13 protein-coding genes are annotated in these 13,914 nt (G+C 69.0%); 10 read left to right on the forward strand and 3 right to left on the reverse strand.

The genetic code is table 11. The annotated features are described in order from the left end of the window. Positions 1–291: 291 nt before the first annotated feature. The 7 genes from FZ046_RS16675 to FZ046_RS16705 all read left to right on the forward strand — a co-directional run bounded on the left by FZ046_RS16675 (position 292) and on the right by FZ046_RS16705 (position 9,049). Positions 292–2,592 (forward strand): polyribonucleotide nucleotidyltransferase, encoded by a 2,301-nt coding sequence (locus tag FZ046_RS16675; protein ID WP_070353289.1) that lies wholly within the window; start codon positions 292–294, stop codon positions 2,590–2,592. After that, a complete protein-coding gene (locus tag FZ046_RS16680) occupies positions 2,549–3,871 on the forward strand; it encodes a M16 family metallopeptidase (RefSeq protein ID WP_083298225.1) in 1,323 nt (440 codons plus the stop codon). Before FZ046_RS16675 ends, FZ046_RS16680 begins: the two co-directional genes overlap by 44 nt. Continuing rightward, on the forward strand, positions 3,871–4,764 hold the full coding sequence (bla, locus tag FZ046_RS16685; protein ID WP_070353288.1) for a class A beta-lactamase: 894 nt from the start codon (positions 3,871–3,873) through the stop codon (positions 4,762–4,764). The genes FZ046_RS16680 and bla overlap by 1 nt, the downstream gene beginning before the upstream one ends. Positions 4,765–5,007: 243 nt before the next feature. Further along, positions 5,008–5,862 carry an SDR family NAD(P)-dependent oxidoreductase gene (locus FZ046_RS16690; RefSeq protein WP_070353287.1) on the forward strand — a complete coding sequence of 285 codons (855 nt, stop codon included), beginning with the start codon at positions 5,008–5,010 and terminating at the stop codon, positions 5,860–5,862. Between the two features lie 29 nt (positions 5,863–5,891). Further along, entirely contained in the window at positions 5,892–6,812 is a 921-nt protein-coding gene (locus FZ046_RS16695; protein ID WP_070353286.1) for a reductase, read from the forward strand. After that, a complete protein-coding gene (locus tag FZ046_RS16700) occupies positions 6,809–8,290 on the forward strand; it encodes a flavin-containing monooxygenase (protein ID WP_070353285.1) in 1,482 nt (493 codons plus the stop codon). The genes FZ046_RS16695 and FZ046_RS16700 overlap by 4 nt, the downstream gene beginning before the upstream one ends. A 9-nt stretch (positions 8,291–8,299) precedes the next feature. Next, positions 8,300–9,049 (forward strand): MerR family transcriptional regulator, encoded by a 750-nt coding sequence (locus FZ046_RS16705; RefSeq protein ID WP_070353315.1) that lies wholly within the window; start codon positions 8,300–8,302, stop codon positions 9,047–9,049. Positions 9,050–9,090: 41 nt separating this feature from the next. On the opposite strand, the gene FZ046_RS16710 is transcribed toward FZ046_RS16705, so the two are convergent. Further along, the gene (locus FZ046_RS16710) at positions 9,091–9,657 is read right to left on the reverse strand and encodes a DUF4334 domain-containing protein (RefSeq protein ID WP_070353314.1); all 567 of its coding nucleotides are present in this window, start codon (positions 9,655–9,657) and stop codon (positions 9,091–9,093) included. A gap of 102 nt (positions 9,658–9,759) precedes the next feature. Then, positions 9,760–10,875, reverse strand: coding sequence for an alanine dehydrogenase (ald, locus tag FZ046_RS16715; protein ID WP_070353313.1), 1,116 nt, complete (start codon positions 10,873–10,875; stop codon positions 9,760–9,762). A 92-nt stretch (positions 10,876–10,967) separates the two neighbouring features. Between ald and FZ046_RS16720 the strand changes: the two genes are divergently transcribed. Continuing rightward, on the forward strand, positions 10,968–11,483 hold the full coding sequence (locus FZ046_RS16720; RefSeq protein WP_070353284.1) for an HTH-type transcriptional regulator AldR: 516 nt from the start codon (positions 10,968–10,970) through the stop codon (positions 11,481–11,483). Between the two features lie 7 nt (positions 11,484–11,490). Next, the gene (locus FZ046_RS16725) at positions 11,491–12,384 is read left to right on the forward strand and encodes a hypothetical protein (RefSeq protein ID WP_070353283.1); all 894 of its coding nucleotides are present in this window, start codon (positions 11,491–11,493) and stop codon (positions 12,382–12,384) included. Positions 12,385–12,468: 84 nt separating this feature from the next. On the opposite strand, the gene FZ046_RS16730 is transcribed toward FZ046_RS16725, so the two are convergent. Further along, positions 12,469–13,071 carry a hypothetical protein gene (locus tag FZ046_RS16730; protein WP_070353282.1) on the reverse strand — a complete coding sequence of 201 codons (603 nt, stop codon included), beginning with the start codon at positions 13,069–13,071 and terminating at the stop codon, positions 12,469–12,471. Positions 13,072–13,174: 103 nt separating this feature from the next. On the opposite strand from FZ046_RS16730, the gene dapB reads away from it, so the two are divergent. Further along, on the forward strand, positions 13,175–13,909 hold the full coding sequence (gene dapB, locus FZ046_RS16735; RefSeq protein ID WP_070353281.1) for a 4-hydroxy-tetrahydrodipicolinate reductase: 735 nt from the start codon (positions 13,175–13,177) through the stop codon (positions 13,907–13,909). Positions 13,910–13,914 lie beyond the last annotated feature (5 nt).

The following is a 13,914-nucleotide window of genomic DNA, read 5'->3' on the forward strand; positions in this document are numbered from 1 at the left end:
TGGCCCGGCGAGACGGCCATTCGCCGGACGGGGTGGGGGCGGCATGTAACATGGACCCGTTCGATTGCCCGTTGCGGCTCGGACGAGGTGCGGTCCGCGCACATTCGCGCGACCGTTCCTGTGCGCCACGGAAAGCCCGATCTCGCATGGGCGGTCTTCGGTAGTGGCTGCCGGATCACGATCCGGCCGCTTCGATCGACGGCCGTCAGGAACATCCCGGGCTTCTCGTCAGGCGTGCGAAACGGGTGCCCCGTGCACGCATACGAGAATCAGAGAGGCCTGACCCACGTCATGTCCGCAGTAGAGATCGAAGACGGCGTCTTCGAAGCCACCGCCGTCCTGGACAACGGAAGCTTCGGCTCCCGCACCATCCGCTTCGAGACCGGCCGCCTCGCCAAGCAGGCCGCCGGCTCGGTCGTCGCCTACCTCGACGACGAGACCATGCTGCTGTCCGCCACCACGGCCAGCAAGAGCCCGAAGGATCACTTCGACTTCTTCCCGCTCACCATCGACGTCGAGGAGCGGATGTACGCCGCCGGGCGCATCCCCGGCTCGTTCTTCCGCCGCGAGGGCCGTCCCTCCACCGACGCGATCCTCACCTGCCGCCTGATCGACCGGCCGCTGCGCCCGACGTTCGTCTCGGGGCTGCGCAACGAGATCCAGGTCGTCGTCACCGTCCTGAGCCTGGACCCCAAGGACCTGTACGACGTGCTGGCTATCAATGCCGCGTCGGCGTCCACCCAGATCTCCGGCCTGCCCTTCTCCGGCCCGGTCGGCGGCGTCCGCGTCGCCCTGATCGACGGCCAGTGGGTCGCGTTCCCGACCGTGGAGCAGCTCGAGCGTGCGGTGTTCGACATGGTGGTCGCCGGCCGCAAGGTGGGCGAGGGCGACACCGCCGACGTCGCGATCATGATGGTCGAGGCCGAGGCCACCGAGAACGTCATCGAGCTGGTGGCCGGTGGCGCCGGCGCACCAACCGAGTCCGTCGTCGCCGAGGGCCTCGAGGCCGCCAAGCCGTTCATCGCCGCGCTGTGCACCGCGCAGGAGGAGCTGTTCGAGTCCGCCGGCAAGGAGACCGCCGAGTACCCGCTGTTCCCCGACTACCAGGACGACGTCTTCTACGCCGTGTCCTCGGTCGCCACCGACGAGCTGGCCAAGGCCCTCACCATCGCGGGCAAGGAAGAGCGCAACGACCGCACCGACGAGATCAAGTTCGAGGTGCTCGAGCGCCTCGCCGAGACCTACGCCGGCCGGGAAAAGGAGATCGGCGCCGCCTACCGGGCGCTGACCAAGAAGCTGGTGCGGCAGCGCATCCTCACCGACCACTTCCGCATCGACGGCCGCGGCATCACCGACATCCGCGCGCTGTCCGCCGAGGTCGCCGTGATCCCGCGGGCGCACGGCAGCGCGCTGTTCGAGCGTGGCGAGACCCAGATCATGGGCGTCACGACGCTCGACATGGTCAAGATGGCCCAGCAGATCGACTCGCTCGGCCCGGAGACCAGCAAGCGCTACATGCACCACTACAACTTCCCGCCGTTCTCCACCGGTGAGACCGGGCGCGTCGGTTCGCCGAAGCGTCGCGAGATCGGCCACGGCGCGCTCGCCGAGCGGGCGCTGGTGCCGGTGCTGCCGAGCGTCGAGGAGTTCCCGTACGCCATCCGTCAGGTGTCCGAGGCGCTGGGCTCCAATGGCTCGACGTCGATGGGTTCGGTCTGCGCCTCGACGCTGGCGCTGCTCAACGCCGGCGTGCCGCTCAAGGCGCCGGTGGCCGGCATCGCGATGGGCCTGGTGTCCGACGACGTCGAGGTGGACGGCAAGACCGAGCGCCGCTTCGTCACGCTGACCGACATCCTCGGCGCCGAGGACGCGTTCGGCGACATGGACTTCAAGTGCGCGGGCACCAAGGACTTCGTCACCGCCCTGCAGTTGGACACCAAGCTGGACGGCATCCCGTCGCAGGTGCTGGCCGGTGCGCTGGCGCAGGCGAAGGACGCGCGCATCACGATCCTCGAGGTCATGGCCGACGCCATCGACGAGCCCGATGAGATGAGCCCCTACGCGCCGCGCATCACCACCATCAAGGTGCCGGTGGACAAGATCGGCGAGGTCATCGGGCCCAAGGGCAAGATGATCAACTCGATCACCGAGGAGACCGGCGCGTCGATCTCCATCGAGGACGACGGCACGGTGTTCGTCGGTGCGAGCAACGGCGAGGCGGCGCAGGCGGCGATCGACAAGATCAACGCCATCGCCAATCCCCAGCTGCCCAAGGTGGGCGAGCGCTTCCTCGGCACGGTCGTCAAGACCACCGACTTCGGCGCGTTCGTCTCGCTGCTGCCCGGCCGTGACGGCCTGGTGCACATCAGCAAGCTGGGCCGCGGCAAGCGCATCGCGAAGGTCGAGGACGTGGTGAAGGTCGGTGACAAGCTCCGCGTGGAGATCGCCGACATCGACAACCGCGGCAAGATCTCGCTGGTGCTCGTGGCCGAGGAGACCGAGGCCGGGGCCGCTCCCGAGGCTGCCGGTGGCAACGGATCGTCCCCGGATGCGGCCGCCGCGCCTGCAGATGCCGCGACGGCAGACAACTGACTCGGTACGGCGCGCAACCCTCCCCGGAGGGTTGCGCGTCGTCACGGAGCACATCCCCTCGGTGCGCTCGGCGTCGGTCGGCCTGTGGGTCGGCGTCGGCTCGCGTGACGAGGGCCCCAGCGTCGCCGGTGCGGCGCACTTCCTTGAGCACCTGCTGTTCAAGTCGACGCCGACCCGCTCGGCCGTCGACATCGCCCAGGCGGTCGACGCCGTCGGCGGCGAGCTGAACGCCTTCACCGCACGCGAGCACACCTGCTACTACGCCCACGTGCTCGATTCCGACCTGGAACTCGCGATCGACCTGGTGTCCGACGTCGTGCTGCGCGGCCGGTGCGCGGCCGACGACGTCGAGGTGGAGCGCGACGTGGTGCTCGAGGAGATCGCGATGCGCGACGACGACCCCGAGGACACCCTCGGCGACGTCTTCCTCGCCGCGATGTTCGCCGATCATCCCGTCGGTCGCCCGGTCATCGGCAGCGTCGAGTCGATCACGGACATGACACGCGCACAGCTGCATTCGTTCCACGTGCGGCGCTACACGCCCGAGCGGATGATCCTCGCGGTCGCGGGCAACGTCGACCACGACCAGGTGGTGCGGCTCGCCCGGAAACACTTCGGTCCGCGGCTGCAGCCCGAGCGCCAACCCGTCGCGCCGCGCAAGGGCTCCGGACGGGTCGGCGGCGAGCCGACGCTGCACCTGGTGAACCGCGACACCGAGCAGACCCACATGTTCCTCGGCGTGCGTACGGCGGGCCGGCACTGGGACCACCGGTGGGCGCTGTCGGTGCTGAACTGCGCGCTCGGCGGGGGGCTGAGTTCCCGTCTTTTCCAGGAGATTCGGGAGCAACGCGGGTTGGCCTACTCGGTGTACTCGACGGTCGACACGTTCTCCGACGCCGGTGCCCTCTCGGTGTACGCCGGCTGCCTACCGGACCGGTTCGACGAAGTCGTCCGCGTGACCACCGACGTCCTGGCCGAGGTGGCCCGCGACGGTCTCAGCGAGAACGAGTGCCGGATCGCCAAGGGCTCGTTGCGCGGCGGACTGGTGCTGGGCCTGGAGGACTCCGCGTCCCGGATGCACCGGCTCGGTCGCAACGAGCTGAACTACGGCTTTCACCGCAGCATCGACGAGAGCCTGTCATCCATCGAGGCCGTCACCATCGACGAAGTGAACAGTGTTGCGCGACAACTGTTCTCGAAGCCGTTCGGTGCGGCCGTGCTGGGACCGCATCGGTCCAAGCGGTCGCTCCCGAAGCCGCTGCGGGCATTGGCCGGCTGATGCGCCGACGCTCGCTGCTGCTCGGCGGTGGTGCGCTGGCCGTGCTCGCGGCGTGCGCGAACGAGCCGGTGGCGCCGGCGGATCCGGGTGAGCCCGTCCCGCCGATCGAGGAGCGGATCGCCGAGCTGGAACGGCGCTACGGCGCCTTCGCCGGAGTGTTCGCGCAAAATCTCGTCACCGGCGCGACGGTCGCGCACCGCGCCGACGACCCGTCGGCGATGTGCTCGACGTTCAAGGCCTATGCCGCCGCGCGGGTGTTGCAGAAGTCCGCGGCGCGCGAGCTGAATCTCACCGACGCCGTGACGATCGAGGCGTCCGACATCGTGCCGAACTCGCCGGTCACCGAGACCCGCGTCGGGGCGAACATGACCATCGCCGAGCTGTGTGCGGCTGCGCTGCAGCGCAGCGACAACGCCGCGGGCAACTGGCTGCTGCGCATCATCGGCGGACCGTCGCGCATCACCGACTTCGCGCGCAGCATCGGCGACGACCGGACCCGGCTGGATCGATGGGAGATCGAGCTGAACGCGGCCGTACCCGGCGATCCCCGTGACACCAGCACGCCCCGGGCGCTCGGCTCGGGTTTTCGCGACTTGCTCACCGGGACCGTGCTCGGCGCGTCGGAGCGCGGCCGGCTCGAGGAGTGGATGCGTGCCAACCAGACGTCGAGCATGCGGGCGGGCCTACCGCCGGGATGGGCCAGCGCGGACAAGACCGGCAGCGGTGACTACGGCGTGACCAACGACGTCGGCGTGGTCTACGGTCCCGATGGCCAGCGCCTGCTGCTGGCCTTTCTCACTCGCGCGCAGGCTCCCGACCCGGAGGCGGAGAGCGTGCGTCCGATGATCGGTGATCTCGCCGCTCTGCTCGTCAGGCACCTCACCGCGCGCTGACGCGGACCGTCAACCCCGTCGGACCCGGTGCCGGATCCGATGCTGCTGTGTGGTCGGGCTGACCATGCAGCGAATGTTCACAATCCGAAGTGTGCCATTGACAAATGGCACCATTGGTGATGGTCTGTTCGGGAGCGCGCCGGCCAGGCGCAGCCCGAGGCGGCCGTCATCGCGGCGATCAGCCGCCGTCCGCACCGCGCATCTCGCCGGTGCGGGACACCCGACCCACCAGGAGATGGCCTGATGCTCGGAATCGACTCCGTGCTCCGATCGTGGCGCGGTCCGCGACGCACCGCCGCCGCCAAGGCGGTGATCACCGGGGCGGGCAGCGGTATCGGACGCGCCTTCGCCCTCGAACTCGCCCGCCGCGGCGGTGACGTCGTCTGCGCCGACATCGACCCGGACCGCGCCGCGGAGACGGTGGCCCTGATCGAGGCGCTTCCCCACGGCACCGGTCACGCCGTGACCTGCGACGTGTCCGACCGCACGGCCGTCGAACTCCTGGCCAAGCAGGCGCAGCAGATCTTCGACGGCCCGCCGACGCTGGTGATCAACAACGCCGGAGTGGGAATCGGTGGAAAACCCGTGGGCGACATCGGTTTCGAGGACTGGGACTGGGCGCTGGGCATCAACCTGTGGGGCGTGGTGCACGGGTGTGAGGTCTTCACCCCGATGCTGCGCTCGGCCGGACGCGGCGGCATCATCAACGTGGCGTCGGCGGCGGGCTTCGCCGCGGCACCGTCGATGGCCGCCTACAACGTGTCCAAGGCCGCGGTGATGTCGCTGTCGGAGACCCTGGCCGCCGAACTGGCCGGCACCGGGGTGGCGGTGACGGTGCTGTGCCCGACCTTCGTCAAGACCAACGTGTTCACCGACGGGCGCATCACCCCGGCGTCGCAGAGCCTCAGCCTGCGACTGGCCCGCCTCACCGGGCTGTCGCCCGACGACGTCGCCGCGCGCACCCTCGACGCCCACGACGGTGGCCGGCTGTACGTGGTGCCGCAATGGGACGCCACCGTCATCTGGCACCTCAAACGACACTTTCCGGCGCTCTACGTCCGCGGCGCCGGACTGCTCGGCCGACTCCTCCCTGCCTGACCGAAACCCAACGTCGAAAGGAATTGCTCGTGGCGATGGATCTGGACAACATGCTGCAGAAGATCAAGGACAAGCAGTGGGCCTTGGTCGACATCGACTGGGACGCACCCGGCGCCGAACTCATCGACGACGAGCTGTGGGCGAAGCTCAAGCCGTTCATGACCGATCTGATGTGGATCGAGAACGTCGGTGCACGCGGCTTCGCCGCCCTGGCGAAGAAGGCCCCGACGCCCACGCTCAAGAGCATCTACGAGCACTTCCACGCCGAAGAGCAGAAGCACGCCAACGCCGAACTGGCACTGATGCGCCGCTGGGGCATGCTGGAGAACGACGAAATCCCCGCCCCGAGTGTGAACGTGCAGCTGGTCATCACGTGGCTCGACAAGTTCTCCGACGGCATGTCGCTGTCGATCCTCGGGACCGTCATCCCGATGCTCGAGGTCGCCCTGGACGGGGCACTGATCAAGTTCATCACCGACGAGGTGAAGGACCCGGTGGCCCAAGAGGTCTTCAAGCGCATCAACTCCGACGAATCCCGGCACCTGGCCGTGGATTTCGAGGTCATGGACATCCTGGGTCACGCAACGGCGCGCAAGCTGGCCGTCGAGTTCGTCGGCAGCTGGATGAATCCGGCGCTGCTCATCGGCACGCTGAGCTACTTCCCGCTGCTGAACAAGATGCGCGACAATATCGTCGACATGGGCGTCGACGAGGAGAAGCTGTACCAGGCCATGCGCCGGTTCCGCAGCGTCGGCGAGCGGAGCGAGTTCGTCTACCGGGTTCCGATGTACCGCTTCATCTCCTGGCACAGCAAGAAGGTCATCGACCGCACGTCGAAGTACCACTGGCTGGCAGACTCGCTGGTGAAGGTCACCGGTGTCATCCCGATGCCGCTGGTGCGCTACACCCCCACGTGGACCGAAGAGCTGACCTACGAGGCGACCGCATGATCGGCGTCGCGATCATCGGGGCCGGCTTCGCCGGGATCGGCGCGGCCATCCGGCTGCAGCAGCAGGGAATCACCGACTTCGTCGTCTTCGAGCGCGACACCCGGGTCGGCGGTACCTGGCGGGACAACACCTATCCCGGTGCTGCATGCGACATCCCGTCGCGGCTGTATTCCTACAGCTTCGCACCCAACCCGGACTGGTCGCACACCTACTCGGGCAGCGCGGAGATCCTGGACTACGTCGACCAGATGGTGGCGTCGGCGGGACTCGGCCCCCGCATCCGCTTCGGGCACACCGTCACCGGGCTCGCCTACGACCAGGCGGCCGGACACTGGTCGGTGGCCTTCGAGGGCCGCGAACCGGTGCGCGCCCGCTCGGTGATCGTGGCCTCCGGCCCGCTGGCCAACCCGAGCCTGCCCGACATCGAGGGCATCGACACCTACGAGGGCACGACGATTCACAGCGCCCGCTGGGATCACGACTACGACTTCACCGGCAAGAAGGTCGCCGTCATCGGGACCGGGGCCAGCGCGGTGCAGATCATCCCGAGGTTGGTCGAGACCGCCGGATCGGTGAAGGTCTTCCAGCGCACGCCGGGTTGGGTGTTGCCGCGGTTCAACGGCCGCACCCCCGATTGGCTGCGACGCGTGTACGCCGCGGCGCCCGTGACGGAGAAGGCCGTCAGGTCGGCGTGGTTCTGGGGTCACGAGTCGGTGGCCCTGGGCGTCGTGTGGGACAGCCCCTTCACCCGCGTGGTGGAGGCGATCAGCCGCGCGAATCTGCGCCGCCAGGTGAAGGATTCGTGGCTGCGTCGGCAGCTGACACCAGACTTCGCGGCAGGATGCAAGCGGCTGCTGATGACCAGTGACTACTACCCCGCGCTGCAGGCGGAGAACTGCAAGCTGGTCACCTGGCCCATCGCGCGGCTGTCGCCGCAAGGGATTCGCACCGTGGAGGGCATCGAGCACCAGTTCGACGCCATCGTGTTCGCCACCGGCTTCGAGGTGTGCAAGGCGGGAACGCCGTTTGCGATCACCGGTGTCGACGGTCGGGACCTGGCGTCGGAATGGAGCAGGGGCGCTTATGCCTACCGCAGCGTGGCGGTGTCCGGCTACCCCAACCTGTTCTTCACCTTCGGCCCCAACTCGGGGCCCGGGCACAGCTCGGCGCTGGTGTACATGGAGGCGCAGATCGACTACATCGTCGAGGCGATCGGCGCACTGCTGCGCTTCGGGTGGAAGGCGCTCGACGTCCGCCCCGACGCGCAGGCCCGCTTCAACGACGACATCCAGCGCAGGCTGCGCGCCACGACGTGGAACTCCGGCTGCCAGAGCTGGTACCTCACCGAGGACGGATTCAACGCCACCATGTTCCCCGGCTTCGCCACCCAGTACGTCGGCCAGCTCAAGTCGGTGGACCTTCGGGACTACAAGATCACCGCACCCGAGCACGATGGTGCGCCGGTGCTGACCGCCTAGCATGCGATGGTGACCGAATACCGGATCGACGACCTCGCGCGGGAGGCGGGGACGACGACCCGCAATGTTCGCGTCTATCTGGATCACGGATTGCTGCCACGACCTCAGCGTCGCGGTCGCGCCGCGATCTACACCGACACGCACCTCACCCGTCTTCAGGCCATCATGCGGTTGCTGGGGCAGGGATTCACCGTCAAGCACATCCTGACGTTCATCACCGGGATGCAGCGCGGTCAAGGCCTCGTGGAGGTGCTCGACCTCGCCGATCTCGGTGAGCTGGTGACCGAGCCCTTCTCGCGTGCCAAGCCGCTGACCATGACGCGCGCCCACCTGGAGTCCCGCCTGGGTCCGCTCGAGGACGCGACCGTTCGGCAGTTGATCGCCGACGACATCATCGAACCCGCCGACGACGATTCCTACCTCGTCCACGACGGGCAACTCGTCGACGACTTCGCCCAGCTGGTCTCCCGCGGCATGCCCCTGTCGGCCGTGTTGGCCACCACCTCGGTGGTCGACCAGAAACTCGACGAGGCCGCCCGCGTGCTGTCGGCCGCCGCGCATGCCGAAGTGGTTCGTCAGCGCGGGGCCGGCTGGTATCCCGCCGACGACGCCGAACTGGCGTGGGCCGCCGACCTCGTCGACGTCATGCGTCAGGTCGCCCGACGGCGGGCCCACGCCAGCATGGACCGCGCCCTGGACCGCGCCACGCGAGCCCAGTTGCGGCAGTACCGGAGTCAGCACGACGCGACGACGCGTTGATGCGCGGTGTCAATCCTTCGCGCGTGCCGGCGTGAGGTGGTTCAGCGCAGCCGGAGCGAATCGTCGCGCCGGAGCACGAAGAAGTAGGGGTGCCGCAGGCCGCGCAGGTCCATCGCGCCCAGGACGGTCTCGGCTCCGGGTGTGTCGTCGAGCAGCCGGAACACGTCGTTGATCGGCAGCTGGTCGTAGATCATCGTGGCGGTGTCGACGCCGCGGTAGCGGGTGGTGCGCAGGCGCGCCTTGGCCGAACGGGTCCGCAGGACCGGGTCGAGTGCGGTGACCAGTCCGCGCAGGTTGCGGTTCTTCAGCGCGGGGAGCTTCGTCGCCACACCGAGCCCGCCGAACGCGAGCATCGGATTCAGCGCCCACAGGGCGGCGCCGTCGCGGGTCGGAAACAGCAGTGGGTGCACCGTCTCACCGTCGACGAACTGCTTGCCCCACCAGCCACTGGCCTCGAGCATGCCGTCCAGCGGGTGGCCGGTGGGTAGTTCGTCGCCGTGCCACGTGCCGATCATGAACTCCGGATCGACGGCGGGGGAGGCGTCGAAGAGCGCGAGCGCGTCCGCGGTGGTCGTCGGCGCGCCGGGCAACACGTCTGCGAGGGTCATGGCCACACCGTACTTGACGGGTGTCAAGAAGTGTAGGTCGCCACATGACGTCGCCCGGCCGGTGCCTCGGGGGCGCCGACCGGGCGAGTGGGAGGAAAGTCGCTAGACCAGCAGGCTCGCCGGGTCGGCGTAGGGCAGGTCGAGATCGGCGGCCACCTGCTCGGACAGCAGGGCGCCCTGGTGCGTCGAGAGGCCCTTGGCCAGCGCCGGATCGCCCGCGCACGCCGCCTGCCAGCCCTTGTCGGCCAGCTTCAACACGTACGGCATGGTGGCGTTGGTCAAGGCGAACGTCGAGGTCCGCGGCACCGCGCCGGGCATGTTGGCGACGCAGTAGAAGACGGTGTCGTGCACGGCGAAGGTGGGGTCGTCGTGCGTGGTGGGACGCGAGTCCTCGAAGCAGCCGCCCTGGTCGATGGCGATGTCGACGAGCACCGCGCCGGCCTTCATCCCGGCGACCGTCGCGTTGGTGACCAGCTTCGGCGCCTTGGCGCCGGGCACCAGCACCGCGCCGATGACGAGGTCGGCGCGCTTCACGGCCTCCTCGAGTTCGAGCATCGACGAGTAGCGGGTCTCGATGACGCCGTTGTTCTCGTTGTCGATCTTGCGCAGCGTGTTGACGTTCAGGTCGAAGACGGTGACGTGCGCGCCCATGCCCTTGGCGATGCGGGCGGCGTTGTAGCCGGCGACGCCGCCGCCGATCACGACCACCTCGGCCGGTGCGACGCCGGGGACGCCGCCCATCAGCACGCCGCGGCCACCGTGGCTGCGCATGAGGTGGTAGGCACCGACCTGGGCGGACAACCGGCCGGCAACCTCGCTCATGGGGGCGAGCAGCGGCAGCGCGCCGTCCGCCGTCTGCACGGTCTCGTAGGCGATCGACGTCGTCTTCGAGGCGAGCAGCGCATCGGTGCACGGCTTGGACGCAGCCAGGTGCAGATAGGTGAACAGCGTCTGGCCCTCGCGCAGGCGGCCGTACTCTGCCTCGATGGGTTCCTTCACCTTGAGCAGGAGGTCGGCCGAGGCCCACACCTCGTCGGCGGTGTCGATGAGCTGAGCGCCGGCGGCCTTGAAGTCACGGTCCGAGATCGCCGAACCCTCACCGGCGCCGGCCTGGATCAGTACCTCGTGGCCGCGGTGCGTCAGCTCGGCCACCCCGGCCGGCGTGATGGCGACCCGGTACTCGTTGTTCTTGATCTCGGTGGGGATCCCGACCCGCATGTCCTGCACTCCTCGCATTGGCGTTAGGAAGAGTGTGAAGAAACTTCGGAATACATGCAACGGATATGAGAATCATTCGATAGGTTGACACGATGACAGTCAGATCATCGAAATCGATGCCTGGCGAACGGTCGACGTCGAAGGATGTTCGGCCCGTCGACCTCGACGAGGTGGACCGCCACATCCTCGTGGCGCTGCACGCCGATGCCCGGATGTCGAACACCGCGCTGGCCGAGCACGTCGGCATCGCACCGTCGACCTGTCACGGGCGCGTCCGTCGGCTCCAGGAGATCGGCGTCATCCGCGGTTTCCACGCCGACATCGATCCCGCCGCACTGGGGTTGTCCCTGCAGGCGATGATCTCGGTGAGCCTGCAATCGAACGCCCGCGGCAAGATCGACAGCTTCATCCGGCACATCCGCCGGCGTCCGCAGGTGATGGACGTCTACTTCCTGGCAGGAGCCGACGACTTCATCCTGCACGTCGCGGCGCGTGACACCGACGACCTGCGCTCCTTCGTGGTGCAGAACCTCAATGCCGACAGCGACGTCGCCGGCACGCAGACGTCGCTCATCTTCGAGCACCTGCGCGGAGCGTCGCCGCTGTGAGGCCGCGGTGAGCGTCGACGACGACCTCGACCGGCTCTACGGGGTACCGCCGGAGGAGTTCACGGCGCTGCGCAAGGAACTCGCCGCGTCGGCGAAGAAGCGCGGGGACGCCGACGAGGCGAAGGCCATTGCGGCCGCCCGCCGGCCGACGACCGCTGCGTGGGTGGTCAACGCGCTGGTGCGCGCGGACCCGACCGCCGTGCCACGTCTCACCGACATGAGTGCCTCGCTGCGCGCGGCGCACGCGGAGATGGACGGTTCCCGCATCCGCGAGCTGACCGCCGCCCAGCGCGCGTTGGTGCACGAGCTGGTGCGCACCGCCTTCGACGCCGCCGACGTCGGCGGCCCCTCGGCGGCGTTGCGCGACGACGTCACCAACACCGTGCAGGCAGCCATCGCCGACCCCGACGTCGCGGCGCGGTTGGGGCGGCTGGAGAAGGCCGAGCAGTTCTCCGGCTTCGGCGACTTCGGCGCGTCGTCGGCCGTCACGTCCCCCAGGGCGAAGAAGGGAGCAGGGCCGAAATCGGCAACACCGCAACGCTCCTCGCGTCCCGCCAAGAGATCGTCGGCTGCGCCCACGCGCCCTGCGGGACCGTCGGCGACCGAGGTGCGTGCGGCCCGCAAGCGGCGCGACACCGCGGTGAAGGCCGCCGAGAAAGCAGCGGCGGGGAAGTCCGACGCCGACGAGGCCGTCGAGGACCAGCGGGCTGCGCTCACCTCGGCGCGCCGCCGCTACGAGAAGCTGCTCGAACAGCTCAGCGCCGCCGAACACGACGTGAACACCGCCGAGGCCGACCTCGAGGCGGCGCAACAGGACGCCGAGGCCGCCGCCGAGCGGGCTCGAGCGGCCGATACCGAACGCGCCGAGGCGGAATCGGCGCTCACGGCGCTGGAGGGCTAACGGGACGTCGGGCCCTCCGACGGCCCGCCGCGAGATCCGAGTTTCGGCGGGAAAGTGCGAGTGCGGCCCGCCAAAAACCGGATCTCACGGACGAGCGGCGCGCGCGACGGCCGCTTCGGTACCCAATTCACTGCGCGCAGCGGGATTCTCGACGTAGTGACGCAGGTAGTGGAGGAGCGCGTCGCGGTGCGCGGTGAACTTCCGGCAGTCGACGTCGATCATGGGCACAGGCGGTAGGCGATCGATTCGCCAGCGGACCCGTCCCAGTGCGGCGGAGACCACGAACGTGGCACAGAACGCGCCGATGATTCCGGCCACGACCGACATGACGGGGAAGCCCTCGGTGCCGCGCGCGTGAACGGCGATGCCGATGGACGCGAGCACGCAGAACGCGCTGCACGCCGTCAGCAGGGCGATGAGGAGGGCGAACTGCGTGGACGAGTGGGCGATCCGCGTGGACGCGGCACCATCGCGCACGACCGTGGTGACGCTGGCGGCGAGGTCCAAGCGGCCGCCGGTCCGCAACAATCTGCCCAGTGCGGCGGTGATGACGAGGATCGAGGCGAAGAGCACGCAGTAGGGCAGGGCGACGGGCGTTCCGGCGGCCGCGAAGACGACTCCCGAGAGCAATGACACCACGGCGAGCGCAAGCAGGAACGCCGTGGCGAGGAAGTGTCGGGAACCCATCGGACGGCAGGCTAACAGCGCTGCGCGACCCTCGGCGACGCCAAAATGGCCTCGACGATCGGGGCCGAACAGTGCGGCGCAGGCGGCGACTAGGCTGCCCACCATGCGTGTGGGAGTGCTGGGCGCCAAGGGCAAGGTGGGGGCGACGATCGTCGAGGGCGTCGAGGCCGCCGACGATCTCACGTTCACCGCCGGGGTCGACGCCGGCGATCCGCTGAGCCGCTTCGTCGAGACCGACACCGAGGTGGTCGTCGACTTCACCCACCCCGACGTCGTGATGGACAACCTGAAGTTCCTCGTCGAGCACGGCATCCACGCCGTCGTCGGCACCACCGGCTTCACCGATGAACGCATCGCCCAGGTCGAACGGTGGCTGGCCGACGCTCCGTCCTCGGCGGTGCTCATCGCGCCGAACTTCGCGATCGGCGCCGTGTTGTCGATGCACTTCGCCGCGCAGGCCGCGCGCTTCTTCACCTCCGTCGAGGTGATCGAACTGCACCACCCGCACAAGGCCGACGCCCCGTCCGGCACCGCCACCCGCACGGCGAAGCTCATCGCCGAGGCGCGCCGGGGACTGCCGCCGAACCCCGACGCCACCAGCACCGGGCTCGACGGCGCCCGCGGTGCCGACGTCGACGGCGTGCCGGTGCACTCGGTGCGGCTCGCCGGACTCGTCGCGCACCAGGAGGTGCTGTTCGGCACCGAGGGCGAGACGCTGACCATCCGCCACGACAGCATCGACCGGACCTCCTTCGTGCCCGGTGTGCTGCTCGCGGTGCGCCACGTCGCCCGACGCCCGGGCCTGACGGTGGGCATCGAACCGCTGCTGGACCTCTAGGACGG

The sequence above is a fragment of the Mycolicibacterium grossiae genome (genome assembly GCF_008329645.1).
Classification (GTDB): domain Bacteria; phylum Actinomycetota; class Actinomycetes; order Mycobacteriales; family Mycobacteriaceae; genus Mycobacterium; species Mycobacterium grossiae.

What these genes read in the sequence shown, in the direction of transcription:
- FZ046_RS16690 (WP_070353287.1), top strand. Translation starts at nt 5,008, where the DNA reads ATGCTCGGAATCGACTCCGTGCTCCGATCGTGGCGCGGTCCGCGACGC.
- bla (WP_070353288.1), top strand. Translation starts at nt 3,871, where the DNA reads ATGCGCCGACGCTCGCTGCTGCTCGGCGGTGGTGCGCTGGCCGTGCTC.
- ald (WP_070353313.1), bottom strand. Translation starts at nt 10,875, where the DNA reads ATGCGGGTCGGGATCCCCACCGAGATCAAGAACAACGAGTACCGGGTC.
- FZ046_RS16730 (WP_070353282.1), bottom strand. Translation starts at nt 13,071, where the DNA reads ATGGGTTCCCGACACTTCCTCGCCACGGCGTTCCTGCTTGCGCTCGCC.
- FZ046_RS16710 (WP_070353314.1), bottom strand. Translation starts at nt 9,657, where the DNA reads ATGACCCTCGCAGACGTGTTGCCCGGCGCGCCGACGACCACCGCGGAC.
- FZ046_RS16700 (WP_070353285.1), top strand. Translation starts at nt 6,809, where the DNA reads ATGATCGGCGTCGCGATCATCGGGGCCGGCTTCGCCGGGATCGGCGCG.
- FZ046_RS16675 (WP_070353289.1), top strand. Translation starts at nt 292, where the DNA reads ATGTCCGCAGTAGAGATCGAAGACGGCGTCTTCGAAGCCACCGCCGTC.
- dapB (WP_070353281.1), top strand. Translation starts at nt 13,175, where the DNA reads ATGCGTGTGGGAGTGCTGGGCGCCAAGGGCAAGGTGGGGGCGACGATC.
- FZ046_RS16680 (WP_083298225.1), top strand. Translation starts at nt 2,549, where the DNA reads ATGCGGCCGCCGCGCCTGCAGATGCCGCGACGGCAGACAACTGACTCG.
- FZ046_RS16720 (WP_070353284.1), top strand. Translation starts at nt 10,968, where the DNA reads ATGACAGTCAGATCATCGAAATCGATGCCTGGCGAACGGTCGACGTCG.